Origin of the sequence: Leptospira sp. B5-022 (assembly GCF_000347035.1) — a bacterium.
In the GTDB taxonomy this organism is placed as follows: Bacteria; Spirochaetota; Leptospiria; order Leptospirales; family Leptospiraceae; genus Leptospira_B; species Leptospira_B cinconiae.
In genome coordinates this window covers 194,087-218,590 of the sequence record NZ_ANIJ01000022.1, presented here as the reverse complement: position 1 = coordinate 218,590, position 24,504 = coordinate 194,087, and the positions used below count along the sequence as shown (strand labels likewise).

At 43.3% G+C, this 24,504-nt stretch carries 23 protein-coding genes; 15 read left to right on the top strand and 8 right to left on the bottom strand.

The window, feature by feature from the left end; translation table 11 throughout:
• Nucleotides 1-126 precede the first annotated feature (126 nt).
• From LEP1GSC192_RS11300 to LEP1GSC192_RS11275, 7 genes are all read right to left on the bottom strand, one after another.
• Nucleotides 127-2,112, bottom strand: coding sequence for a hypothetical protein (locus LEP1GSC192_RS11300; protein WP_232421010.1), 1,986 nt, complete (start codon nucleotides 2,110-2,112; stop codon nucleotides 127-129).
• 136 nt (nucleotides 2,113-2,248) lie between these two features.
• A complete protein-coding gene (locus LEP1GSC192_RS11295) occupies nucleotides 2,249-2,701 on the bottom strand; it encodes a TraR/DksA family transcriptional regulator (RefSeq protein WP_020769934.1) in 453 nt (150 codons plus the stop codon).
• A gap of 12 nt (nucleotides 2,702-2,713) precedes the next feature.
• On the bottom strand, nucleotides 2,714-2,866 hold the full coding sequence (gene rpmG, locus LEP1GSC192_RS19515; protein ID WP_010514486.1) for a 50S ribosomal protein L33: 153 nt from the start codon (nucleotides 2,864-2,866) through the stop codon (nucleotides 2,714-2,716).
• Between the two features lie 125 nt (nucleotides 2,867-2,991).
• Complete coding sequence (locus tag LEP1GSC192_RS11290; protein ID WP_020770041.1) at nucleotides 2,992-3,957, bottom strand: bile acid:sodium symporter family protein; 966 nt, start codon at nucleotides 3,955-3,957, stop codon at nucleotides 2,992-2,994.
• A gap of 3 nt (nucleotides 3,958-3,960) precedes the next feature.
• Nucleotides 3,961-5,106 carry an aminotransferase class V-fold PLP-dependent enzyme gene (locus tag LEP1GSC192_RS11285; protein ID WP_036089823.1) on the bottom strand — a complete coding sequence of 382 codons (1,146 nt, stop codon included), beginning with the start codon at nucleotides 5,104-5,106 and terminating at the stop codon, nucleotides 3,961-3,963.
• Nucleotides 5,107-5,235: 129 nt separating this feature from the next.
• Complete coding sequence (locus LEP1GSC192_RS11280) at nucleotides 5,236-5,976, bottom strand: ferritin family protein (RefSeq protein ID WP_020769941.1); 741 nt, start codon at nucleotides 5,974-5,976, stop codon at nucleotides 5,236-5,238.
• 68 nt (nucleotides 5,977-6,044) lie between these two features.
• Nucleotides 6,045-6,674 carry a lysoplasmalogenase gene (locus LEP1GSC192_RS11275; protein WP_020770142.1) on the bottom strand — a complete coding sequence of 210 codons (630 nt, stop codon included), beginning with the start codon at nucleotides 6,672-6,674 and terminating at the stop codon, nucleotides 6,045-6,047.
• Between the two features lie 104 nt (nucleotides 6,675-6,778).
• Between LEP1GSC192_RS11275 and LEP1GSC192_RS11270 the strand changes: the two genes are divergently transcribed.
• The 15 genes from LEP1GSC192_RS11270 (at nucleotide 6,779) to LEP1GSC192_RS11200 (ending at nucleotide 22,922) form a co-directional block, all read left to right on the top strand.
• Nucleotides 6,779-7,771, top strand: coding sequence for a TerC family protein (locus LEP1GSC192_RS11270; RefSeq protein ID WP_020770050.1), 993 nt, complete (start codon nucleotides 6,779-6,781; stop codon nucleotides 7,769-7,771).
• A 12-nt stretch (nucleotides 7,772-7,783) separates the two neighbouring features.
• A complete protein-coding gene (locus tag LEP1GSC192_RS11265) occupies nucleotides 7,784-9,661 on the top strand; it encodes a methylmalonyl-CoA mutase family protein (RefSeq protein ID WP_020769985.1) in 1,878 nt (625 codons plus the stop codon).
• Nucleotides 9,658-11,835 (top strand): methylmalonyl-CoA mutase, encoded by a 2,178-nt coding sequence (gene scpA / locus LEP1GSC192_RS11260; protein ID WP_020770175.1) that lies wholly within the window; start codon nucleotides 9,658-9,660, stop codon nucleotides 11,833-11,835. Before LEP1GSC192_RS11265 ends, scpA begins: the two co-directional genes overlap by 4 nt.
• Before the next feature lie 7 nt (nucleotides 11,836-11,842).
• Nucleotides 11,843-12,892 carry a methylmalonyl Co-A mutase-associated GTPase MeaB gene (gene meaB, locus LEP1GSC192_RS11255; protein WP_020770000.1) on the top strand — a complete coding sequence of 350 codons (1,050 nt, stop codon included), beginning with the start codon at nucleotides 11,843-11,845 and terminating at the stop codon, nucleotides 12,890-12,892.
• 309 nt (nucleotides 12,893-13,201) lie between these two features.
• Nucleotides 13,202-13,582, top strand: a complete 381-nt coding sequence (locus tag LEP1GSC192_RS11250; protein ID WP_020769928.1) for a hypothetical protein — start codon at nucleotides 13,202-13,204, stop codon at nucleotides 13,580-13,582.
• 96 nt (nucleotides 13,583-13,678) lie between these two features.
• A complete protein-coding gene (locus LEP1GSC192_RS11245) occupies nucleotides 13,679-14,002 on the top strand; it encodes a hypothetical protein (protein WP_232421009.1) in 324 nt (107 codons plus the stop codon).
• Nucleotides 13,999-14,340 carry a hypothetical protein gene (locus LEP1GSC192_RS11240; protein ID WP_020769989.1) on the top strand — a complete coding sequence of 114 codons (342 nt, stop codon included), beginning with the start codon at nucleotides 13,999-14,001 and terminating at the stop codon, nucleotides 14,338-14,340. Before LEP1GSC192_RS11245 ends, LEP1GSC192_RS11240 begins: the two co-directional genes overlap by 4 nt.
• A complete protein-coding gene (locus tag LEP1GSC192_RS11235) occupies nucleotides 14,337-16,883 on the top strand; it encodes a TonB-dependent siderophore receptor (RefSeq protein WP_020770135.1) in 2,547 nt (848 codons plus the stop codon). Before LEP1GSC192_RS11240 ends, LEP1GSC192_RS11235 begins: the two co-directional genes overlap by 4 nt.
• 14 nt (nucleotides 16,884-16,897) lie before the next feature.
• Nucleotides 16,898-17,383, top strand: a complete 486-nt coding sequence (locus tag LEP1GSC192_RS11230) for a hypothetical protein (RefSeq protein WP_232421008.1) — start codon at nucleotides 16,898-16,900, stop codon at nucleotides 17,381-17,383.
• Nucleotides 17,384-17,461: 78 nt separating this feature from the next.
• Nucleotides 17,462-18,079, top strand: coding sequence for a MotA/TolQ/ExbB proton channel family protein (locus LEP1GSC192_RS11225; protein WP_020769980.1), 618 nt, complete (start codon nucleotides 17,462-17,464; stop codon nucleotides 18,077-18,079).
• Between the two features lie 27 nt (nucleotides 18,080-18,106).
• Nucleotides 18,107-18,511, top strand: coding sequence for a biopolymer transporter ExbD (locus LEP1GSC192_RS11220; protein WP_020769935.1), 405 nt, complete (start codon nucleotides 18,107-18,109; stop codon nucleotides 18,509-18,511).
• 9 nt (nucleotides 18,512-18,520) lie between these two features.
• A complete protein-coding gene (locus tag LEP1GSC192_RS11215; RefSeq protein ID WP_020769996.1) occupies nucleotides 18,521-19,177 on the top strand; it encodes an energy transducer TonB in 657 nt (218 codons plus the stop codon).
• Nucleotides 19,178-19,320: 143 nt separating this feature from the next.
• Entirely contained in the window at nucleotides 19,321-19,899 is a 579-nt protein-coding gene (locus LEP1GSC192_RS11210; RefSeq protein WP_020770098.1) for an SCO family protein, read from the top strand.
• A gap of 159 nt (nucleotides 19,900-20,058) precedes the next feature.
• Nucleotides 20,059-20,511 (top strand): hypothetical protein, encoded by a 453-nt coding sequence (locus tag LEP1GSC192_RS11205; protein ID WP_020770132.1) that lies wholly within the window; start codon nucleotides 20,059-20,061, stop codon nucleotides 20,509-20,511.
• Between the two features lie 11 nt (nucleotides 20,512-20,522).
• The gene (locus tag LEP1GSC192_RS11200; RefSeq protein WP_020769995.1) at nucleotides 20,523-22,922 is read left to right on the top strand and encodes a C1 family peptidase; all 2,400 of its coding nucleotides are present in this window, start codon (nucleotides 20,523-20,525) and stop codon (nucleotides 22,920-22,922) included.
• A gap of 192 nt (nucleotides 22,923-23,114) precedes the next feature.
• Here the strand turns inward: LEP1GSC192_RS11200 and LEP1GSC192_RS11195 are convergent, their stop codons facing one another.
• Entirely contained in the window at nucleotides 23,115-24,488 is a 1,374-nt protein-coding gene (locus tag LEP1GSC192_RS11195; RefSeq protein ID WP_020770060.1) for an EAL domain-containing protein, read from the bottom strand.
• Nucleotides 24,489-24,504: the final 16 nt, after the last annotated feature.

Sequence of the window (24,504 nt, the reverse complement as noted above, 5' to 3'; positions counted from 1 at the left end):
AACTTTGGGTGGCGGGGAGTGGCTCGTGGGAACGCTCGGTCCCTATATCATATAATTCGAATTTTTACTACTCACTTATTTCGCAAAAGTTCTGTAGGAGTTCCAACAAAAAACGATCCACGAAAACTATCTAATCCGGTTTAGACCGTCAAAATCATCCGTACCGATATAAAACTCGGAAGGTCCCGCTTGGTACCACGAAATCCTCATTACCTTGGCAGTTAATGATTTAGCCCCTGCAGGAACCCCCAAACCTACTTGGTTCACTGTGGCATTTAATGGAGTACTTCTGGATTGTAATTCCACTCCGTTTTGATCCGAGAAAATCCAACGGATATACACAGGCTTTCCCGCCTTAGGCGCTTCTTCCAAAGCGATTCGGATGCTGATATTTCCCTTATCCCCCAAGATCCATGAAGTCCCGGATCGGAATATATGATATCGTCCCCCGGCCTTTTCTTGGAATTTTGCTTTTGCGGAAAGTTGGTAGGTCTTTCTTTCCTCGAATCTGAATTCGGGTCCTTGCAATTGGGAAGATTGTCGAATAAACGCTTTTGCAGTCAGACTCAAGCCGAATAGTAAACAAACCAGATTGAACGCCGGAACCATCCACCATTTCGGTAAAGTTCGGGTAGAAGGTCCCGAGGCGCTTAAAAGCCATATTAAAAGAAAACCTAATATTCCTGCCCCGCTCGTCCAAGGCTCATAGAATGTGACAGGAAAAAATAGAAGAGGCAGAAACCAATAAGAAGTTCTGGTATACGACTCCAATCCCACCCAAATAAAGAATAGAAGGAAGAATAAGATTCCTCCTTCCGAAAGTAAAAATACCAGAGAAGTTAATGCGAAGTCCTGGGTCCCATTCTGAGGATAAGAACCTCTTGGTCCGGACTCGATCCAATGCAGAGCAAATCCGCCGAATCCTTGGCCGAATACCGGAGCATCTTTGAACCAGTTCCATGCGGATAAGGTTTGGATCCAACCGTCTTTCCAGAAAATTTCCAACATTTTGGAGAGTGTCTTTCCCTTGGTCCATGCGTTAGACACATCTTCTCGGATCAATTGCCATGGTGTGAAGGACCAATCCATTCCGCCTATAAAATAAACTCCGACTAAAACGGAGATTGTCCCAAGCACTACGAACGGAATAAAAGAATATTTCCAGATCGGATTTCTGAATCCTCTTTGGTATGTAAGCCCGATCACCAATGCGGTTTGGAAGATGATCAAAAGCCAATATCCCGGGCTTTGGTATCTTCCGGCAAGACCAAGCGCGATAAATACTGCAATGCTTAATAGAACTCGAGAAGAGATCCTCCAGTTCCTGCTATGGATCTGGTAAAAGAAAAATCCGAATAGTATCGGCATTCCTATCCCGAAGGAAGCTGCATCCGGAAAAAATGCGGAGACTCCGAAAGTTTCCGCGTTTCCTGCAGTAAACGGAAAATCCGTGGAGGGAGCAAGTCCCTGGATCGCACCTAAAATTAAATTGGCAGTAAAGCCCGCTGTGATCCCTGTTCTCCAATGTTTTCCGGGAGGGTCCGTATCATGAGAACTGGTTTCCTCTGCGAAGAAGTATAAGAAAGCGGAGAGCCAAGAACCTATACTGTCCAAGGTCAATGCAAAGGCATACTTAGAAGAGATCCCCGAAGAATATTCGGTATCCTGCAAGATCCAAGAAGTCAGAGGATCCGTTCCAAAGTAAGCGAGTAATCGATCTAAGAGTAAAAATACCGCTAAGATCAAAAATGCAGTCCTAGGGTTTTTAGTGAATTCAAGGGAATTCTTATAAGGTCGGTTTATATAAAAATATCTTAATACAGGATCGTCGTCGTTTGCAGGATGTCCGTAAAAAGTGGAGATATATTGGCGCAAAAATATCCCGAAAATCGCCCCGGCAAATAGAGCGGATAAGTATAAATAGCCGCCTTCCCCATAAAGTAGTAAACCGGGAGAAAGTAGAGCGAATGCCGCAGTGAACATTCTCCCCGATTTTCTATGATGTAGATTTGGGAGAAGTCCCGCTAAGAATTGGATCCAGACGATTCCCAGGTTCCCATCCGGATCTCTTACTACGAGTGTCCATCGTAGCAATAGGTAGGACAGGATCACTGTTAAAATCAGTGTAAGAAAGGTAGGAGTTTTAAGAGGCCTCAATCGGGCGAAAAGATTTGGCACGAATTGGAAATGCTCGCCGAAAACGAGTAGATTTCAATCCAAAAAAATAGGCCGGATTGGGTGTGGAGAATTAATCGTCCAGGGAATCTGGATCGGATGGTATTTTATAGGTCCCCGTCAATGTAGTCGAAAGTGGACCTTTTTTGCCGGAAGCCTTGTGTTTAGAAACTGCCTCGGCGTATTCAACCGTATAACGAGTCCAAGGGATCGCTTTTAGTCTGGCTAAAGGAATTTTTTTGCCGGTTCCCTCGCAAATGCCATAAGAACCGTCCTCGATTTTTTCGAGAGCCACATCGATTTCTCGAATGGTCTCGATCTCAGACTCGGTTAAAACGGAACTCAACATCTCTTCGTTGATCTCCGACGCGATATCTGCGATATCTCCCATTTCCTTCAGGCCGGAAGGTTTGCTATTATCTTCCCACTTCGCATACTTCTCCAATAGAGAGTTTTTTCTCTCCATGAGAAGGTCCGTTATTTCACTCAGGACCTTTTTGTCGTATGCAGCTTTTTTAGTCACCATCTGAATTCGGAATTATACCTTGGATTCCTTATGTTCGACGTGGGCACGGCAAAATTTGCAAAATTTTTTCGTTACCAACTTCTCGGATTTCGCCTTTTTATTCTTGGTCTGGAAGTAAGAATTTTTCTTACAAACCTGGCAAGAAAGCTTAATGATCTCTCTCATAACGGATGATACTCTTAGCTAAGATTGGCCTGAAAAAGGAACTTCTCGGTTTAGACCAAAATTATGGCCGCCAAGTTTACCCTATTCAGACTGATTATGCTATAAAAAAAAAGGACGGACAAAAATCAAGGAAGATCGGCCGAAATTAGCGATTTTTCCCCTTCTTCCCGAGAAAAGGACCTTCTCCAGATCCCCGCCAAAACACTTCCGATCAAAGAATGTACAAAACTGGAGATTGCTGCCGGAATCGCCACCAAAGGATCGGAAAAATTGTTCCGGGAAAGGACCGCGCCCAGACCGCTGTTTTGCATCCCCACTTCTATGGAAACCGTCCTAGCTACTACAAAAGATTTGGTCCCAAAATAAGCCGCCCAATACCCGAAAAAATACCCTGAAATATGGAGTAAGAATATGGAGGAGATTAAATGAATTCCGGAACGGATCACTGCTTCCTTTCCGGAACCGATAATGGAGGCTACAATCAGAGTGATGAGTATGACTGCGATCAAAGGAGAAATGATTTTCACCTTCTCCGCAAATTTAGGAGTATAACGATTTAATAAAATTCCTAGGATCACCGGAAGGATCACTACTTGTAACGTATCGAAAAAAAGACCGGAAGCGTTTGCGCCCACGCTATTCCCCACCAAAAACAAAGTGAGAAGCGGAGTCATGATCACGGATAAAACAGTCGAGATCGCAGTCATCGTAACTGATAGCGCAAGGTCCCCCCTCGCTAAAAAAGAAACTACGTTAGAGGCAACTCCACCAGGACAACAGGAAACGACTATAATGCCGACAGCTAAAGGAGCAGGGAGTTGGAAGAAGTTTCCCAAAAACCAACCTGTGAGCGGCATGATTGTATATTGACCGATCACTCCGATTAGGATGGGTTTAGGAGCCTTGAATACCCTTGTAAAATCTTCCATTCTTAGGCTGATCCCCATTCCGAGCATGGTCAGTCCTAAGCTGTAAGTAATCCAAGGTCCTTTAAATCCATCTAATATCGTGGGAAAAAACCAGCTCAGTGTCACACCAAAAATGACCCAAAGTGGAAATAATAAAGCCGCCTTTTCGAAAAGTGAAGCCACCGTTTATCTAGAGAGAAGGTCCACTACCCTGTCCAATTGTTCCTTGGCTAGATAAATATGTGGAGAGAATCGGATCCGTCCCAATCGAAGTGCACACATGACTCCGTTCTTTTTGAGATGAGATACCATGTTTTCCATGGAGAGTCCTTCTTTTTCCGCAACTACGATCCCTGTTTTAAAATCGGGAAAATGATCCGAGGCAAGTTTCCAACCTGTATCTCTGAGTTTGTCGGAAAGATAATCCGCAAGTTCGTAAATCCTTTCCATAGAATTATGAAAGCCTACTTTATGAAGCATTTCTAACGTGGATTGGAAATAGACCCAGTCTATAAAATTCACAGTGGAAATTTCGTAACGATCCGTACCTTTTAACTCTTGTCTATAAGGTAAATACACCTCGTCGTTTACCACGGAACCTGTACCCTTGAATGGGAAATTAAGTCCTTCTAACTTTTCCTTTGCAATGTACAGAACGCCAAGTCCTAACGGTCCGAGTAACCATTTCCAAGCAGGGAACGCCATATAAGAAATTCCCATTTCTCTAGGGCGTACTGGAAGAAGTCCCACTCCTTGGGCCCCATCTATAACGAACTCGATCCCTTTTTGGGTTAGGAAGTTTCCGATCTCTTCCAAAGGGAAAGGCATCCCCGTGCACCAATGTACGGCGGAAAGGCTCACTACTTTTACATCCGGAGTGATAGACGATTTAAGATTTTCTAAAAATCCATCCGGAGTTTCCGACATCGGCACAAATGACATAGAAACACCTTTTTCCTTCCAGTGTTCCCAAGGATAAATATTAGAAGGATATTCGTTTTCCAGAAGTAGAATCCGATCCCCCGCTTTAAGTTTCAAACCCAGGGAAATAAATCCGATCCCTTCGTTGGTATGATGGATTAGAGAAAGTTCTTCCGCATCCACGCCTAATAATTCCGCGAGAATATTACGGATCACTTTTTTAACAGTCGGGTATCTACGTACGTCAGTTTGGCCGCCTCTAGCCGCATAACCTTGCAAGTATTCATTCACTGCATGGATGGTGTCCGTGTTTACGGGAGTAGTCCCGCAATTATTCAACCAGATCATTTCCCGGTTTATCGGGTACAAATGTTGTATTTTGGTCCAATCCGGACTTGAATTCGTTTTCATCTCGGGGCTAGATTGGATCTGTCAGTCCGAGGGAAAACTTCTTTTTTAAGAACTTCTTCCAAAAGGTTTACCTTTCCGAACAGCCCAAGGCAAAACCGGGAAGCGCCTGTTTCCCGGTTTTTCTAGTTCTTACTTTTTCTTTTTGGTAGCTGCCTTTTTCTTAGGAGAAACTTTTTTAGGGGCAGGCTTTTTCTTAGCGGTGACCTTAGCTTTTTTCGGGGAAGCCTTCTTCACTACCTTTTTAGCCGCGGCTTTTTTGGCCGGCTTAGAAGGTTTTAGACCCTTAGGAGCCTTACTATTAGGTTTGGAATTGCCTACAGCTTTTGTTACTTCTTCGGCTTGTTCGTCCCAGAAGTATGCACCTCCGGCAGAGCTAGTTTGGTCGAATGAATTCAACTCAGCTTCCAGCAAGGATTGGTAATTATGGCTGTAATCCATGAGTTTGGAAAACAATAGTTTAATATTCGAATCTTCGAATTTAGTGGTAAGCTTTTCGTAGAATGCAACGGAGTTCTCCGCTTCTCTAATTGCAAGCTCCAACGCCTCGTGAGCGTTCTTGGATCCGGAACCTGTAATCGTACGTTCCACCTTATTCATGATCTTTTGGATGGTAGTTTGGTGGAATTTATGGATCGCAGCTAATTGTTTTAAGTTCGGAAGTTCCGCACCTTCCGCTACTTGATAGATCTCCTGAATGAATTTGATATGTTCATCCACTTCCTCCGCAAGTTTTTCGAATAATTCCCTAGTTCTTCCCGGAGGGAGTTTTTCATACGTATCCATGTAAAATTCGAAGTAGTCCTTCTCATGCTGGATTGCAGCCGCAACGGCTTCCAAAAATGTAGTTTCTTTTAAAGGTTTAATACTCATTCTGCATACTCCGGTCGCGACAATTCTAGGGGATTTTCAAGTCGGTTCAATAATAATTTTTTCTATTTTTAATCCTCTTCCTCTTGGGAAAGATAGATCAAAAATTGCGCTAAGTAGTAAGTAGACATTACCCAAACTCCGTGGAACGGAAGTTTATTTGGAGTGAATTGTCCGAGAGCAATGATAGAATCGGAGATGATAAAACTGATCGCTCCTAAAATTCCCAACCATCTGTCTCTGGAAGAAACTTCCCGAGCAGCGGATCTCCAACCCATCACACAAATTGCGGAAACGTAAACCGCGACTGGAATGGTTAACGCAGGTGCGATCCCTGGAAGAAGCCAATAAAAATAAGAAGCGCCGAAAACCACATAAGGGATCAACCTGAGAAAATGTACTGGATTCCCCCAAGAAAAGCTAACGGAATATGCGACTTGAGCGATTAAGAAACTTCCCAAACCGAAAACAAAATATTTATCCGGGAAGGCAAGTATCGTATCCCCTCCAAGGGAAAATACCAAACCGATCCCGAGCCAAATTCCGGCTCTTGTTTTCCATTTCCCTTCTCCCACACTTAACGCGATTAAATATAGAATGGGAATAATTTTGGAAATCAAACGAAGCGGAAATATGTCCGCACCAAAAAATAAAACTCCCAAATGAATAAAGGCTAAAACCGGGAATATAATATAGATCATTAACAGCTCCTAATCTCTAAAACACTCGGCGATTTGGGATTGTCTTCCTGATCGAACCGAGGAACCTGTCTTTCAAAGGCCCAATTCTGGCCTCGGAAGCTGCGATGATCTCGTTTAGCCAAAAAGATTCTACACTTTTTCTTATTTTTTCCGTCGTGATAGGCCTTTTGATCTATTTAGACCTATTCGTAATGAATAAAAGAGCCCATAAACTCTCGCTCAGAGAGTCGGGTTACTGGACCTTGTTTTGGGTCACTCTTGCTTTCAGTTTTTCTCTTTTAGTTTATATTTTTCACGAAGACCCGACTAACCCGGGGCTCCCAAAACAAAAGACTTTGGAATTTTTAGCGGGATATCTTCTAGAATATTCACTTTCCGTGGATAATCTTTTCGTGTTTATTATGATCTTTTCTAAGTTCAGGATACAATCCCAATACCAACCCATGATTTTAAAATGGGGAATTATCGGTGCATTGGTCTTTCGAGCCGTAATGATCTTTTCTGGTGCAGAACTAGTTTCTAGATTCGAATGGATCTTATACATTTTCGGGTTCCTACTCCTCTACTCCGCTTGGAAGATGTTCTTCCACGACGACGAGGAGGATTTCGATCCGGAAGAATTGAAACTTCTGAAGTATGCCCGTAAAATTCTTCCCATGACCAAAACTTACCACCCGGAAAAGTTTTTGGTAAAAGAACATGGAAAAACTCTTTTTACTTCCACATTCTTAATCTTAGTCGTTGTGGAATTCAGCGATATACTTTTCGCGATCGATTCCATTCCTGCGATCTTCTCTATTACCCAAGATAGTTTTATCATCTATACTTCCAACGTATTCGCGATCTTAGGACTCAGATCTTTATTTTTCCTTTTAGGCGGAGTGATGGAACTTTTCGTACATCTGAAAAAAGGAGTTTCACTTTTACTCGCATTTGTGGGAGTAAAACTTCTTCTTCCCGCATTTTCCGGATACGTTTTCGGAAGAGTGATCCATGTTTCTATCGAGATCTCTTTGGTAGTGATCGTAGGAACTCTAGCACTCTCAATACTCGCTTCCATTCCTCATTATCTTAAAACGAAAAAAGAAGGAGCCTGACGGGTAAATCGAATGGCATCAGAAAAACTTTTCTCCGAATTTCCACCGGTTTCTACCGAAGCATGGACAAACCTTATCCAGAAGGACTTAAAAGGTGCGGACTTCGAAAAAAAACTAGTTTGGGAAACCCAAGAAGGATTTAAGATCCAGCCGTTTTATAGAAAAGAAAATCTAAAAGGAAAGGAATGGCTCCTTTCCAACCTTCCCGGAAAATTTCCTTATCTTAGGTCTACTCGCAAACTTACGAACGATTGGAGTATCAGACAAGATATCGATACCCCGGATCTCAAAACTGCAAAAGAATTAGCGATCGAAGCGATCTCCAACGGAGTTTCCGCTTTGGGACTTGTGCTCGCAGATGTGGGCTCCGGAAGAAAAGGGATCCAAATTAAAAATGAAAAAGATCTCTCGTTCTTGTTAGCGGACCTTCCTCTAAACGAGATCACTCTTCATTTCGTAGCGGAAGAAAAATCTCCCGAACTTTATTCCTGGCTTCCTAAAAACAAAACTCTTGTAGGTGGGCTCGGTTACGATCCGTACAGAATTCTCGCAAGACATGGTCATTCGGGCGGGCATGGCCCGGAAACCCTGAAACCGATCTTGACGGAACTTGCAGGTAAATGGAAAAACTTCCGCGCACTTACCGTTCATTCATCCACATTCAGAGATAGCGGTTCTACAATCGTTCAAGAACTTGCTTATACTCTGGCTCTCGGGTCCGAATACTTATATCGCCTGGGAGAATTAGGAGTTTCTCCCGAAGTAGTGAATTCGCAGACGATCTTCCAATTTACGATCGGTCCCGACTATTTCTTAGAGATCGCTAAGTTCAGAGCGGCAAGGACTTTATGGGCGGAAATATTTTCTTCTTATTCTTCCGATAAGGGAGAAGCTTCCCTTCCGTTTATCGAGGCGGAAACCGCAAGGTATAATTACGGGATTTATGATCTTCATAATAATATTTTAAGAGGAACCACCGAAGCGATCTCCGCAGCGATCGGAGGTGCAGAGATCATCAATGTTCTTCCATTCGATCATTTATTACAACCTGCGGATTCTTTCTCTCTTAGGATCGCAAGAAATGTGCAGTTACTCTTAAAACACGAATCTTACTTGGATAAGGTTGCGGATCCTTCTTCCGGTTCTTATTATATAGAAACGATCACGGATCAGATCACCGAGCAGGCCTGGAAACTTTTCACAGAAGTGGAGAAGGACGGCGGATTCCTGGAATGTCTAAAATCAGGAAAGATCCAATCGTCAATTTTGGAATCCAGAAAGAAGAAGGAAGAAAATTACTCTACCCGAAAAGAGATCTTTCTCGGAACCAATCAATATCCGAATTCCAAAGATAAGATCCAAAACAAAGACCTGAATAAGAATATCAAGTCTCCGGCGATCTCTTCTGCCTCTAACGAACTCAAAGTATCTCCAATCCCTGAGTTTTTTGCGGGGGATGCGATTGAAGAGATCCGGATGAAAACGGAAGGTTACGAATCCAAAAACAAAACTTCCGTAAAAGTACTTCTTCTTCCTTTGGGCGACTTAAAAATGAAGAAGGCAAGAGCGATCTTCTCATTGAACTTTTTAGGATGTGCAGGATTCCAGGTAGTAGATCCCGGAAGTTACGAAACTTCCGAAGAAGCGATCGCAGGCATCCAAAAAGAAAATCCGCAGATAATCGTTTTCTGTAGTTCCGACGAAGAAGTAAGCGGTTACGTAAAGGAAATTCTTCCTAAATTAAAACAAAAGCCAATCTCACTCGTGGCCGGTTATCCAAAAGATATTCTTCCCGAACTGGAATCCGCCGGCGTGAACGGATTCATCCATGTTCGATCCAATCTATTAGAAACACTTTCCGATCTTCAAAAGAGGCTGGGAATCCAATGAAAAGACCTACATTCTCTCCCAACAGAACTCCGGTAACCGGAGATACAAAATTCGAATCCTGGTCCAAAGAAGCCTTGGACGAATTAGGACTTTCTAAATTAGAAGAAACGATTTGGAATACTCCTGAAAAAGTCCCGGTCAAACCTGTTTACGTTCCGAAAGACGTGGAGTCCTTGGAACACTTGGACTATGCGGCGGGAATTCCTCCTTTTTTAAGAGGACCCTATTCTACTATGTATGTCCAACAACCTTGGACCATCCGCCAGTATGCGGGCTTTTCCACAGCAGAAGAGTCTAACGCATTCTATCGTAGAAACCTTGCAGCAGGACAAAAAGGTCTTTCCGTTGCATTCGACTTAGCGACTCACAGAGGATACGATTCCGATCACGAAAGAGTCGTCGGGGACGTAGGAAAAGCGGGAGTGGCAATCGATTCCGTTCTGGATATGAAGATCCTTTTCGACCAAATCCCTTTGGATCAGATGTCGGTCTCGATGACAATGAATGGCGCGGTCATTCCGACTCTCGCTTTTTATATCGTAGCTGCGGAAGAACAAGGAGTAAAACCCGAACAACTTTCAGGTACCATCCAGAACGATATTTTAAAAGAGTTCATGGTCCGTAACACCTATATCTATCCTCCTGAACCATCCATGAGGATTATTGCGGATATTTTCAAATATACCACAGATTTCATGCCAAAGTTTAATTCCATCTCCATCTCCGGTTATCATATGCAGGAAGCAGGCGCCACTGCGGATATCGAATTAGCTTATACATTGGCGGACGGGTTGGAATACCTACGCACAGGTATCAAAGCAGGCATGGATGTGGATAGTTTTGCACCTCGTCTTTCCTTCTTCTGGGCGATCGGAATGAACCATTTTATGGAAATCGCAAAGATGAGAGCAGGAAGACTTCTTTGGGCGAAGTTAGTAAAAACATTCAATCCTAAAAACAACAAGTCTCTCGCACTCAGAACACATTGCCAAACCTCAGGCTGGAGTTTAACCGAACAAGATCCTTTCAATAATGTGGGAAGGACTTGTATAGAGGCTTTGGCGGCGGCACTCGGTCATACTCAGTCTTTGCATACGAACGCGTTAGACGAAGCGATCGCATTACCTACTGACTTCTCCGCAAGGATCGCAAGAAACACTCAGATCTATTTACAGGAAGAAACCAATATCCACAGAGTCGTGGATCCTTGGGGTGGTTCCTTTTACGTGGAGTCTTTGACCGCACAACTAGCGGCAAGAGCTTGGGAACTTATCCAGGAAGTGGAACAACTGGGTGGTATCGCAAAAGCGATAGAGACCGGAATTCCAAAGATGAGGATAGAAGAAGCAGCTGCCCGAAAACAGGCAAGGATCGATTCCGGCAAGGATGTGATCGTAGGGATCAATCGTTATCGTCCTTCTAAAGAAAATCCTTTGGACATCTTAGATATCGATAATACTGCCGTGAGAGAATCGCAGATCCGCAAACTAAACGAACTTAAAAAAAACAGGGACAATGCGGCGGTTACTGCTGCATTAGATGCAATCACGGAATGTGCTAAAACAGGGAACGGAAACCTGCTTGCACTTGCCGTAGATGCGGCTAGAAAAAGAGCCACCCTTGGTGAGATCTCCTTTGCAATGGAGAAAATTTTCGGAAGGTATAAATCCGTCACACATATGATCAAAGGAGTGTACTCGGAGGAGATCATGGACGATCCGGATTTCAAAAAGGCAAAAGAACTCTCCGCAAAATTCGCGAAGTTGGAAGGAAGACAGCCTAGGATCATGGTCGCTAAGATGGGCCAAGACGGACATGATAGAGGTGCAAAAGTAATTTCCACAAGTTTCGCTGATATGGGATTCGATGTCGATATAGGCCCCCTATTCCAAACCCCGGCCGAGGCGGCAAAACAAGCAATCGAAAACGACGTGCATGTGCTCGGAGTTTCGAGTCTTGCTGCAGGTCATAAGACCTTAGTTCCTCAGGTAATCCAAGAACTCAAAAAACTAGGAAGAGACGATATCCTAGTAATCGCAGGCGGAGTCATTCCTCAGCAAGATTATGATTTCTTGTATAAGGCCGGAGTAAACGGGATCTTCGGACCAGGAACAAAAATCTCCAAGGCAGGCGCAGAGATCCTGGAACTTCTGATTAAGAGTGTAGAAGGATAATCTACCCATGCCCCAAGCCGAGGGAAAAGAAAAAACCCATATCCGAGGCTCCGTTAAAAAGAAGAGCCTTCCGGATGCGGAAACTTTTTCTAAAGGAATACTCTCCGGGGATATAGTTTTATTGAGCAGGGCAATTACTCTTGTCGAGAGTACATTACATTCCCACCAAGAGCTTGCCGAAGCTATATTAGAAAAATGTTTACCTCATTCCGGCAAAAGTATTCGGGTTGGCATCACAGGTATTCCTGGTGTCGGCAAAAGTACGTTTATAGAAGCGTTCGGAAATCATCTGATTGACCAAGGCAGAAAGGTCGCCGTACTAACGATAGACCCTACCTCGCAATTATCGAGAGGTTCCATTTTGGGAGATAAGACCCGAATGGAAACTCTCTCCCGAAGAAAGGAAGTTTTCATTCGCCCTTCTCCTTCCGGAGATTCCTTAGGCGGAGTCGCACGTAAAACTAGAGAAACTATCTTTTTATGCGAGTCCGCTGGATTCGATACGATACTTGTCGAAACCGTCGGTGTAGGACAATCTGAAACTGCAGTCAATTCCATGGTGGATGTTTTCCTTCTCCTGCTAATTGCCGGTGCGGGAGATGAGTTACAAGGGATCAAACGTGGGATCATGGAAATGGCGGACCTGATCGCGATCACCAAGGCGGATGGGGAAAATATTGGCAGAGCGAATCGCGCAAAAGCGGAAACCATTTCCGCAGTTCATTTTCTTCCCGCTCATGAGTCAGGCATACACACAGACGTTAGAACATGTTCGGCATTAACCGGAGAAGGAATCTCCGAGATATGGACAGAAATTTTAAACTTTATAAAAACGATCCGAGAAAAAGGTTACCTAGAGAAAAAAAGAAAAGAACAAGCCAAACATTGGCTACATGAATCAGTACAATCCATATTGCTGGATGACTTTTTCTTGAAGATGGGAACCGATTTCCATAAGGCTGAAGAACTTGTAACGCAAGGATTAGCAGGTTCTTATCAAACCGCTCGCAAGCTCGTACAACGTTATAAGAACGAAGACAAGAACTTATCCAAATAAGTCCCGTGTTCCTGAGGTCCAAAACTAAAACCTCCTGGCTAAAATATGCTCCAGGATGGATTATTATCAAATTTAAATATTTAACGAAACCAAAGAATCATGGTTTTGTAATATATTCCCCCTTCGAATCGATATTTGTCCAGACCACATCATAGTGATTCCGGTTTCAAAGGGATTTTTTTTTCTTGGAAAATATGTCTTTTGGGAGATTGATGGTGGATACTAAAGATTGAACCTCAATCGCGAAACTTCTTCGTTCTAATAAGAAATTAACTTAGACCGGAGTCGGTTCCTGGGAAAGGAAAAAACATGAAACTTCGTATTTCCGGACTAGTTTTATCTATTCTGTTAGCTGCTTCCATCTTCTCTTGCGCAACTTCTAGCGCGGGACTTGCAACAAGTACTGTTCCGGTAGCGGATAAAAAGTATAAAGTGATCTCTCCGGTAGAAGGAACGAAGTACTGGTTCACCTTCGATATTGCGATCATCGGAATTCCATTGGGAGCTCCTCCTATCGATCAACTATTAGAGGAATTGAAGAAGGAAAAAGAGGCGGACGCTCTGATCAATGTCCGTTATTGGACGGATAAATCCATCTTTGTATTCTTAACTATGAATCGTCTTCATATCTCCGCCGAAGCGATCAAATTCGAGGACGAGTCCTCGGATCCTAAAAAGAAAGGCCGTTAATCCAAGGTCGACATGACTCTTTTCAGATCTTTCATCCTGTTTTGTTTTTTATTTTTTACTTTGTACTCATGCTCCGGCACTTTTAGCCAGGGAGAAGTGGGAGGCAGGGTGACGAACACTCAACTCATCGATTCCGCGACGATCATTCGTTCCAAAGATTACATGGAGTTGGGAATTTCCAGTGGAGAAAGTTCTGTTTTCTTTTTGTTCGGACTTATTCCGATCACTAATCCATTAAATATGGATTATGCACTTAGTGAAGCGGTTCAAAAGATCCCGGGAGGGAAAAGTTTGATCAAGGTAAAATACTGGCAGGAGACTCATTTATTCTTTCCCGTCGGTACTGTAAGTGTTCTTAAAGTAAAGGGTACCGTGATCGGTTCACCTTCTACCGGTCAAAACGAGGCGGGCAAAAGATGAAGGCCCGATTATTCACTTTCAGTTTCTTTTGTATTTTATTCATACAATGTGTTCAAGAAGATACGGTTCCACAAGGAGATGCGAATAGTCAGATCTATGCGGCATCAGAATATCTTTCCAAAAAATGCGGAGATCCTATCCCACCCAATTTCCCGATCGCGGTTGGAGACGTACAAAGAAGGAATCTAGATCTTTGTAGTATCGCGATCACCAAAGCGGACTGCCCTTTCAATTCTTATCCTGTGGTTTGTCTTTGGATCTATTATGATAAACCTGCGGGAGAGATCCCTTGGTATCTGAATTTTAAAGACGTATTTGTGGATCCTAAATTGCCATGAAGTTAAAAAAAGTACTGATCAAAATCGCTTTTCTCGCGGCAATCGCGCCAATGGATCTGTTTGCAGAAGTAACCTTTAAGGCGAGGTTATTCTCCAGACAAAAAAACCAAGGGGAAGCAAAGACCCAGGTTTTACTTTTTGAGACCAAAAAGATCTATAGAACGGACGCAGAAGGATATTTCGAAGCTACAGTACCTTCTCCGGGTATTTATACTTTTCGTATCTTAAAAGTGGAAGATATGCAGGATATCAAAGGGAACGTCGAGGCGTCCGGCCAAACAGTTACTCTTTATACGGACGCAGGCGCCGATTCTTCCATAGCGTCCCCTAAAACCAAGGCACCTAAAGGTACGATCACAGTCTCGGCGGAGAGAGATAAACCGATCCTTTCCAGGACCACGATCAAATACGAAGAGATCAAAAGGATGCCTGGAACTTTCGGCGAACCGTTACGCGCCTTGGAAACGATACCGGGTGTCGTTCCCTCCGCAGCATTTGGTGGCGGGGCAAATAACTACGTGATCCGGGGTTCCGATCCGAACTCGAACTTATATTTAGTGGATGATCTTCCGATCCTGTACCCGTTCCACTTCGATGGATTGAGCGCAGTGGTGAATGCGAACTTGATCAAATCCATAGACGTATACACGGGTGTGTTCCCCGCAAACTTCAATAACGCATTGGGCGGGGTCATTCATATCGACACGGTGGATAAGGTGGACAAATCCCAGAAAAACCTGATCATCTCCGCCTGGTCCAGTAGCATCAGTTATATGAGCCCTACTTTCGGCGGCAAAGGATATCTGATCGCTTCCGCCCGCGTGGGATACTTGGATAGATTTGTGCAAGGATTGACCTCCGCGTTAGGCGCTGACTTCCCGGAAGGACTTAGACTTCCTAGATTCGTGGACTCTCAGGTAAAGTTTGTTCATAACTTTAACGAACATCACCAGATCTCTTTTCATTCCTTCTATTCCAAAGACGACTTTGCGGCAAATCTTCCCGCTAAATACCAGAACGACCCGGCAAATGATTCCACCGCCGCATTTGCAGGCGCAAGTATTTCTTCAGGACAGGGATTTAGGACACAGGCAGTACGTTATACTTGGAAACCGATCGACACATTCTCCAATCGTGTCACATTGATCAGCTACGATCCTTTTACCGATTTTAACGTTTCCTTCGGTTCCATCCAAGGAAAGAACCGAGCGAGTGGCGCGTATAATGGTGTGCGTCAGGATGCTTTCTGGGATCCGAACAAATATTTCAGCGCGGAGTTCGGAACCGAATATAGACTATTGAATTATTATTCTACCGGTTCTAGTATTATCCAAACGGATCCGAATAATTTAAGTCCGAACCCGTACGATACACAAAGTCCGGATTTTACCACGATCCCCACCAACATAACCGCCAAGGGAGCTTACTATAACGGTTATTTGACCACCAAGATCCGTTTAGGAAATTTACACATAGAACCGGGAGCACGTTACGACTATATTCCGTATGTCAACAATAGTGCATTCGGTCCGCGAGCGCAGGCATCATATAAATTCGAAGGTATCGGAAAAGGGACTACCATCTTTGCGGGTGGAGGTAATTTCTTCCGCTTCCCTCTGGACACTAGATTTAATAAAGATAGCGGGAATCCACACTTGGATTTCGAAAAGGTATTCAAGTACGGCGGAGGTATAGAACAACTCTTAGAAGGCGATTACCAGATCAAAGGCGAGATATTCAAACAAGAATACTCGGACCTGATCGTGGATGACCCTTATATCACCGACTACGTAGGAACAAATCCGGATCCTTATTCCAGGATCGCTCAACCTTTTATCGTAAACAAAAAGTTAAATTACTCCAATAGCGGAACCGGTTGGTCCAGAGGTTACGAATTAGTACTTCGCAAAAACTCTCGTCCTGGAACCAGAAACTGGTTCGGTTGGATCACTTATACTTGGTCTCAAACATTCAGAAACAATAATATATTCACCCCTGATCCGGGAGCGGCTCCTTTGAACACTCAGGAGACTCAGATCGCTGCGGAGTTTTATAAAAATTCTAAAGAGACATTATACGACTATGACAGGACCCATGTAATCAATATGGTCTTCGGTTGGAGATGGAGCCAAGAATGGCAGTTTGGGGCCAGATGGTCCTACCTCACAAGCAGACCGTTTACACCTATCGTAGGGGACGATGGGGGAAGGTTCAGTAACCCTGCCAACGGCCAAACCTATTGGGTTCCTCAATACGCTAATAACCCTGCCCTGGGAGAATATATCAATAGCCGTAGATTAAAGCCTTATCATCGACTTGACATACGTTTCGATAGATTTTTCAATTATGAATGGGGGTATATTAATACCTTCTTGGAGATAGTAAACGTCTACTTAAGAGAGAACGTAGGGGGAGAAGATTTCGATAATACGAAACCTTATTCCAAAACAAACCCAAGCCCTAGCCCGACATTCGGAACAATTCCTTTACCGGGCGGTGTGGTCATTCCGTTCTTCAATATAGGTATCGAGGTTAAGTTCTAATGCACTTCCGGAGTTTGGGAAAAGGTTCTGCGCACTGGTTCGGATTATTCTCCGCTCTAGTCATATTCTCCTACTGTTCCCAATATTCGCCGGAAGCGTCTAATGAAAGCACTTTGGTCTTACAATCTCTGTTACATTATTCCGCAAATCCGTCCGCAGCATGTAAGTCCTCCATGCAAGAAACGGAAGATTGTTTAAAAACTTCCTCCGATTTGATCGGAAGCGGAGAAGTCGAGATTTCCGGATTATTCTCCGGTGGGTCCGCAAAAAATTATGAATCGTATTGTAGCCAGATATTAGCTAAGGACCAAATGGCGGGTTTAAATTCCAAAACCCAAGAATGTATTTTTAATTGTAATGAAGCTTATTGGTCCAGGGTCGGATCCGAAAACGATTGTAGCGGAGAAGGTTCCGAACTACTGATTTCCAATTCCGGAATAGAGACCCTCGGCTGCGTCAGAAATTGCAAAGAACTTTATTCGTCAGAACCAGAACTTTAAGTCCGAAATTTCGGAACAAAAACAGAATGACTGGGATCGTATCAAACAAAAAAACAGAAATTAAGAAGGAACCATCAAATGAGTTTTGAAATTGCTATCGGATACATGGAATCGGCGATCTTCGTGATCATGGCGATCGCGAGCGTTCTTGCAGTAGCCGTTGTTGTCGAAAGAGCGATCATATTTGTTAAAAATACGAAAGACTCCGCCTTCGTATTACCTGAAATCATCCAAACCGCAAGAAAAGGAGATCTCTCCGGAGCGCCTAAATTTTCAGAAAATTATCCGGAGAACGTATACGCAAGATTTGCGGACTTCTCTTCCGAACATTCCAAAGGTGGAAAAGAAAGTTTGGGAGAATTAATGGAAGGAAAAATGATCGGAGAAAGAGTTGGTTTCGAGACCAGACTTTCCATTCTAAACACTTTAGGGAACAACGCTCCGTTTATCGGACTTTTAGGAACGGTATTCGGTGTGATCAGTGCTTTTTATAAATTAGGAACCTTGGGGAACGCGGCAGGAGAAGTGGTGATGAGAACCATTTCACAGGCACTGCTTGCCACCGCAGTAGGTCTTGCTGTTGCAATTCCTGTGGTAATGGCAAACAATTACTTCACCCGAAAATTGAAAATCATCCAATCCAATCTAGAAATTCTTTCCAAAGAATTTTTAGCAAGCCTATCTCGGAAAGGTTAAACCGGGGATTTCTAGAAAGGAGAATATATGGCAGGTCAAAGTTCTTCCGGCGACGGAGAAGAAATCGGCAGTATTAATATTACTCCGATGGTGGACGTTATTTTGGTTCTTTTGGTGATTTTTATGGTTACCGCGAATTTTTTAAAAAAAGAATCCATTAATATTAATCTTCCTAAAGCGGATGCGGTAGATGCGAATCTAGCTAAAACCGTTCAGGTTGCATTATCCAAAGACGGAAAAATTTTCTTAGAAGGGAATGAAACTGATTTTCCCCGATTAGAAGCTCAATTACAAAGAGAGAGTAAGATCCGTCCGAATATGAGGATCACGTTATCCGCTGATTCTTCCCTTCCTTACGGAAAAATAGCAGAGACTATGGGAAAAATCAAAAAGGCCGGCGTGCACCAAATCGCATTATCCGTTAAAAGGTGATCCGGAGAAATGAATCCTAGTCTGGAAAAAGTAAAGACTAACGTAATCCAAAAGCTCAAAGAACTTTCTCTTTGGGAGATTTGTGTTTATGGATCCCTTGCTTTTCACCTATTTTTGTTCCTAACTTACTACTATATCACCCACAAAGAAAAGGAATTCGTGGATTCCGAACAATTGGAGATGAACGTAGAAGTCGATATCCAAGACATTCCTCCAGAACTTATTGGTGGGGAAACCGCTCCTACGCACAAAGATCCGAACGAATGGGTAGAAGGTTCCAACGAGGACGGGAAAGACCCGGATCCGAACGAGATCAAAGAAAATGAGATCAGCGGAGAAGGTACAGACAAAGACGGATTCTTATTCGCATTTTATGGAGATAAGGCCCCTACTCCAATCATAGATTTTTCTTTGAGAGATTATTTCCCGGAAAATGCGCGTGCCCAAGGTATATCGGATGCGATGATCTATTTAGAAGTACAAGTGGATGAAAAAGGAAATCTCATCAACGCTAAAGTGATCAAGTCATCCATTCGAGGATACGGTTTTGAAGAAGCGGCGGTAAAAGTGATACGATTGGCTCGCTGGAGCCCCGGTTATGCAAAGGGAAGACCGACTCGAATGAACCATAGGGTTCCAGTACATTTCGAACTCGACGATAACTGATTCCGACGATTGAAACCGCCTAAATATTTCCATAATTTACACACCGGAAATATTTTTCGGAATAAGATTCCTTAAATATTCGGAGACATTCCCTAAGAATAAAGCTGCGGTTTCCGACAAGTTTTCGTCCCTTGTAATTAGAGATGGAATCCGGAGCTTGGAAATTCTTTTTAACGGGCGTGATAGCCAGTTTAGTCATACTATTTTTCTTTTCCCATTCCGATCCGGGAATGATACAAGCGGAGAAGGATGTTCCGGAAGGGATCTTAGTTTTAGCGGAAAATCAATCAGACATTTCCTTGAAATCTGTCTTCTCCGGAAAACAAACTTTTTTATATTTCGGATTTTTACATTCTTCCAAAAACGATCTGGAGGAAGTGGAAAAGTTTCTACGCTGGTTCGATAACTCGGCGTCGAACGATTCTCAATTTGTTTTTATCACCCTAACTCCCGAAAAGGACACCTACCAGGATCTGAGAGATAGATTCGGCAAACTAAGCGAGAATATACTTTTACTCAAACCTGCAAACTCAAGCTCAGCGTTGGAACTAGCCAGAGCGTTCGGGATCCAAGCATACATCCAACCTGAGAGTGGAAATATGAAATATAAGACTGCACTCATCTGGGTGGACGATTCTCCTAAGATCAAAGGAATATTTCCTAAAATCCCGGAAAAACCGGATTCAATAGATCTACCTTCCCTGCTCGTCCGAGCAAAATAAGTTCCCCAAAAATCCTTTAAAATACCATCCCTTATAAACTATTTTCCAAAAATTGGAATATTCTAAATCGTATTTAGAAAGGAAAATTCTTGAAAAAGGTCCCAGATCGCGAGTAGAGTGGAAAGCCGCGTTAACAAATTGTTTCCGGAGTCATTCCAAATGCAAAAACGTTTCGTATTGATCCTTTTCGTACTGATCCTAATATTCATCTCGCCTGTCTCCGCATTAACACCGCCTCCTAGTCTGGAATCTCAGGTGAACTCCTCCGACTTTATCGCATTGGCAAAACTTTCCAATGTGAAAGAAAGTAAGATCTCTTCAAATTCCATCTCCGTCACAGCCAATGTGGAAATTTTAAGATCCTTAAAGGGCGGAAAGGAACTCCCGCAAAAATTCGACATCGCATTTTTGATCTTTCCCGAACTATTCGGAAAATGGCTGAAGGCACCCCCTCAAGAAGGAGAATATATACTTTTTCTAATTAAGAAAAAAGTAAAGGACAGCAAGGGAGTGGAATCGGAAGTGATCGGACTTTACGAACCTCATCCGTACGCTTTCCGAGAATATAACAAACAACTAGAAGAAAATATCTTATCTTTAACCAAGAACTAAAGGACCAATAGATGAAACCGAATTTACGTTTTTTATCCGTTTTATTACTTTCACTCTCTGCAACCGGCCTCCTCTCTCAGACAGTTCCCGGCCTGGGGATGAAACAAGAACCTGCGGAACTTTTAGCTTCTTTCAAAGAAGCAAATCCGAATCGTATCTCTCACCGAGGGCTTTCTTCCTCCATGGATCTTTCCCAGTATATGCCTCCAGTCGGAGACCAAGGACAACAAAGTTCCTGTGTTGCCTGGTCCACCGCTTACGCTACCAAGTCTTTTCAAGAGTATATGGAGAGAAAGGACAGAGGTTGGAAGTTAAGCGATTCTTCCGGAAGTCCGAACTATTCCAATATTTTCTCACCTTCATTCATCTATAACCAGATCAACGGAGGAAGGGACAACGGTTCGTTGATTTCCGATGCAATGCGTCTCGTTGTGGAAAAAGGGGCGGCACCTTGGTCTTCAATGCCATATAATGAAAGAGATTATCTTCGCCGTCCCTCTCAAGACGCTTTTAATGCTGCTTCTGCTTATAAGGCAAAAGAATTTTTAAGGATCAGACAAACCGATCCGACCGAACTGAAAAATCAACTCTCCTTAGGAAGACCCGTAGTAGCCGGGATAATAGTTTACGAAAACTTTATGAACTTAAAAGGAAGAGAAGTTTATAAGGAAGGAGTCGGGAAAACCTACGGCGGACATGCGATTACAATCGTAGGTTACGACGATTCCAAGGGAGTGTTTAAGTTTATCAACTCATGGTCCACCCAATGGGGAGACAACGGTTACGGCTATATTGATTATAGATGGTTCACGAAGGTTTGCCAATCCGCATTCGTCCTTGTCGACGATGTGACTCCGACAACTACCACGAATACAACCACTACTACACCGGCAACGGATGTAAAACCCGTACCTCCTGAAAAAGTAAAACCGACCGCTCCAAAGGAGATTGCTGCGACCCAAGGTTCTTTTTCGGATAAGGTAGTACTGACCTGGGCATCCGTTCAGCACGCAATTGGATACGAGATCCATAGAAAAGGACCGGGAGATTCCTCTTTTTCTAAGGTCGGACTTTCTCAGACCAACGGATTTACGGATGATGGGATCCAAAAGGATATCGCTTACTCTTATAAAATTGCGACCTTAACAGACAATGATTCTTCCGATCTATCGGATGGAGAAGCGATCGGCTATGCAAAAACCGAAGAAGCAAAGGCTCCGCCTAAGGTTGTGGGAGTCCAAGCAAGCCAAGGACAATATCCGAATAAGATCGATCTATCTTGGGAACCCATCAGCGGAGTTTCCGATTACTATGTATACAAGTGGAACTCCAATCAGAAAAAATATCTCTCCGTTGGTAGAGTAAAAAATACCAACTACACGGATAATGCTGCGGCTAGGAACGGAGCGACGGAGTTCTACGTAATCGCGGCGATCGGTAACGGTAAAACCGGGGATACTTCGGATGCTGTTTCCGGATTTACTATGAAAGCAGAAGCGAAACCTTCTAAACCTTTCGGGCTTACCGCTACGAAAGGACTTTATAATAGTAAAATAGAAGTACAATGGCAGAAGGTTTCCGGCGCTTCCAAATATCTAGTCTATCGTTACGATGTGACCGGATTATTCGGAGGAGGCGCTTGGTCCAAGGTAGGAGAAGAATCAAAAGAGGCATTCGTTGACGAAAAACTGAATGGCCAGTACGCATTCTACGCTGTGGCTGCTGTGAATAAGGACGGACTATCCGGTCCATTCTCAGACTATGCTTATGGATATATAGATCCAAATAAACACAGAGCGGCAAAACTTGCCTCACCGACAAATCTAAAGGGAGCACTCGATACCAAAACTGGAAAAATTTCCTTAAAATGGGATCCAGTCAAAGGAGCCAACGAATACTATGTGTATCGTAAAAAAAGAGGAGCTTCTTCTTGGGATTTTGTTTCCGGAACGAACGAAAAGACTACAAACTTTATTGCGGATATCCCCGAAAAGGAAATATTATATCTCTACTCCGTAACTTCCAAAACGGATCTGGGAGGAGAAAGTGATAAGGCGACTCCTGTCTCAGCGGTCCTTTCCCAAGCAAAACCTGCCAAGGTAATGCGTTCCTTCGGTGGAGATTCTAGTTTAGAAAAATTTAAAGGACCTTGGACTGCTATGTCTTGGGACGGTTCCAAGGGTGTGAACCAAGTCCTTTTGGAGATCGAAAGCCAAGACAATGTGAACTATGTTGTGAAGTTCAATAAGCAGAAAATTTTCGAAGGACGATATGTGGAAAATAGCCCGATCATCGACAAGGAAGGTAAGTTCCGAATTGAGATCGAGAACGCGGGGGACGCTCTACAGGTAACCTTAAAAGATAATGGGATCATCAATCAGAAAGCTACTTTGAATTTCTTGAAGGAGTAGTATAAGAAAAGCGACTGAACGAAACTTCCAATCCTTTTGTTGGAATTCCAACATGGGGATCGGTGAAAGATCTGCTTGATCTTTTGTGGATTTCGTGATAAGGCGATTTTTGTTGGAGTGCGAGTGTGCCACCGACCAGCCCCCACCCAAAAAAGGGTGGGGCACCCTCATTCCCCGTTGGAGTTCCAACAATTAAAACAGGTCTACTTCTTTCGCTAATACGAAAATATTACCGACTTCTTTCAATCTTTGAGTGAGTTCGGGAGAACTCAGTATCTTAGTGACTGCGTTTTCAGGAAGTTTTTGCATTTCCTTAAAACGTTCCTGGTAATCTTGGATCCAGATCTTTTTGCAGAATAAATTAGCTTGGAAATAATACACTTGGTGGGTAATCAGGAAGTTTAAGGAATCGATATCTTCTAATGCTTCCGCAGTGATGATCGCTTCTCTGTTGTCGGAAAGTCTTCTGCAATAATCTATAAATGCAAGGTTGTCCAGGAACTTGGTCAAATCCTGATCGGCTTTGAACTTGAAACTGATCGGATCCAGTTTGAACTCTTTGATCATCTCTCCCAGATCCAAAACCACCTGGTGACTTTGGCTTTTTACTCCGAAGTCGTCAGCGGCAAAACTGATCCCGAAATTCCAGAACCTTCTACAAACGGATTTGAGAGTCGCCTCTCCTTCCTCGTATGGTTTTTCGATCAGCTCCATACGCACATTTTGCGGATTCAGGTTTTGTTTCAGAAGTAATTCATGAAAGCGAGTAACCTTCTCGTCCGTGTCAAAGGTATCGATTAGGGTCTGTGGAGAAATATTAAATTTTAGAAGCCCAGGCGAACCGTTACAAGACATGATCAACTTTTCTAAGATCAGAAGTTCTATCCTGTTTAAATCCTGGTCATGAGGAATGTCTCGGATCAGATCCGCATAACCTGCGTATGCCTCTCCGCCGACGAAAACTTCTCCACCTTTCATAGAGAACGTATGGTCCCTATGGTTATAATGGATGATCGGCTGGATGACTGCGTCCGCACGTTCGCTTGCGAAATAATCGTTTACACGATTCAGATAAGTCCAACTCCAACGAACCAGATTATCCTTCAGATTTTTTTGAGAAGAAGTCTCCAATTCTCTAAAGATCTCTTCCACATAGGAAATAAAATTACATTGGGTTCTTCCGATCCCGAAATCAAAATTAAGAGTTCCGGTCCGGATTGCATGATCATGGAATCTTCCCATGGCAGCATCAAAATTAGCAAGGCTGATCGGGCCGGAATTATCCAGAGGCGCTACACCGATCAGTAAATTCTTTTTATCACCATAGGCATAATAACGAAATAGCTCACGATGAGAAGGTTCTATGTCAGCGATCCTCTGAGGGATCAGTTGTATGAATTCTACTAAGGAAACTGTGGAAATATTTTGAAATCTAAGGAGGAAGATTGGCTTTCCTCGATTTTCATTGATGAATACTGTCTTAAACTGTTCCAGATCCCCCATATCGAAGGATCTTAGTTTTAAGTTATAAGCATCGGTCATTTCGTTTGCGACATTAATCGGCATAGGATGGGCTTACATA

Excerpts from the sequence above, each read along its gene's own strand:
- LEP1GSC192_RS11295 (WP_020769934.1), bottom strand. The coding sequence starts at position 2,701 with ATGGTGACTAAAAAAGCTGCATACGACAAAAAGGTCCTGAGTGAAATA.
- rpmG (WP_010514486.1), bottom strand. The coding sequence starts at position 2,866 with ATGAGAGAGATCATTAAGCTTTCTTGCCAGGTTTGTAAGAAAAATTCT.
- LEP1GSC192_RS11285 (WP_036089823.1), bottom strand. The coding sequence starts at position 5,106 with ATGAAAACGAATTCAAGTCCGGATTGGACCAAAATACAACATTTGTAC.
- LEP1GSC192_RS11280 (WP_020769941.1), bottom strand. The coding sequence starts at position 5,976 with ATGAGTATTAAACCTTTAAAAGAAACTACATTTTTGGAAGCCGTTGCG.
- LEP1GSC192_RS11275 (WP_020770142.1), bottom strand. The coding sequence starts at position 6,674 with ATGATCTATATTATATTCCCGGTTTTAGCCTTTATTCATTTGGGAGTT.
- LEP1GSC192_RS11270 (WP_020770050.1), top strand. The coding sequence starts at position 6,779 with ATGATCTCGTTTAGCCAAAAAGATTCTACACTTTTTCTTATTTTTTCC.
- LEP1GSC192_RS11265 (WP_020769985.1), top strand. The coding sequence starts at position 7,784 with ATGGCATCAGAAAAACTTTTCTCCGAATTTCCACCGGTTTCTACCGAA.
- scpA (WP_020770175.1), top strand. The coding sequence starts at position 9,658 with ATGAAAAGACCTACATTCTCTCCCAACAGAACTCCGGTAACCGGAGAT.
- meaB (WP_020770000.1), top strand. The coding sequence starts at position 11,843 with ATGCCCCAAGCCGAGGGAAAAGAAAAAACCCATATCCGAGGCTCCGTT.
- LEP1GSC192_RS11250 (WP_020769928.1), top strand. The coding sequence starts at position 13,202 with ATGAAACTTCGTATTTCCGGACTAGTTTTATCTATTCTGTTAGCTGCT.
- LEP1GSC192_RS11240 (WP_020769989.1), top strand. The coding sequence starts at position 13,999 with ATGAAGGCCCGATTATTCACTTTCAGTTTCTTTTGTATTTTATTCATA.
- LEP1GSC192_RS11235 (WP_020770135.1), top strand. The coding sequence starts at position 14,337 with ATGAAGTTAAAAAAAGTACTGATCAAAATCGCTTTTCTCGCGGCAATC.
- LEP1GSC192_RS11225 (WP_020769980.1), top strand. The coding sequence starts at position 17,462 with ATGAGTTTTGAAATTGCTATCGGATACATGGAATCGGCGATCTTCGTG.
- LEP1GSC192_RS11220 (WP_020769935.1), top strand. The coding sequence starts at position 18,107 with ATGGCAGGTCAAAGTTCTTCCGGCGACGGAGAAGAAATCGGCAGTATT.
- LEP1GSC192_RS11215 (WP_020769996.1), top strand. The coding sequence starts at position 18,521 with ATGAATCCTAGTCTGGAAAAAGTAAAGACTAACGTAATCCAAAAGCTC.
- LEP1GSC192_RS11210 (WP_020770098.1), top strand. The coding sequence starts at position 19,321 with ATGGAATCCGGAGCTTGGAAATTCTTTTTAACGGGCGTGATAGCCAGT.
- LEP1GSC192_RS11205 (WP_020770132.1), top strand. The coding sequence starts at position 20,059 with ATGCAAAAACGTTTCGTATTGATCCTTTTCGTACTGATCCTAATATTC.
- LEP1GSC192_RS11200 (WP_020769995.1), top strand. The coding sequence starts at position 20,523 with ATGAAACCGAATTTACGTTTTTTATCCGTTTTATTACTTTCACTCTCT.
- LEP1GSC192_RS11195 (WP_020770060.1), bottom strand. The coding sequence starts at position 24,488 with ATGCCGATTAATGTCGCAAACGAAATGACCGATGCTTATAACTTAAAA.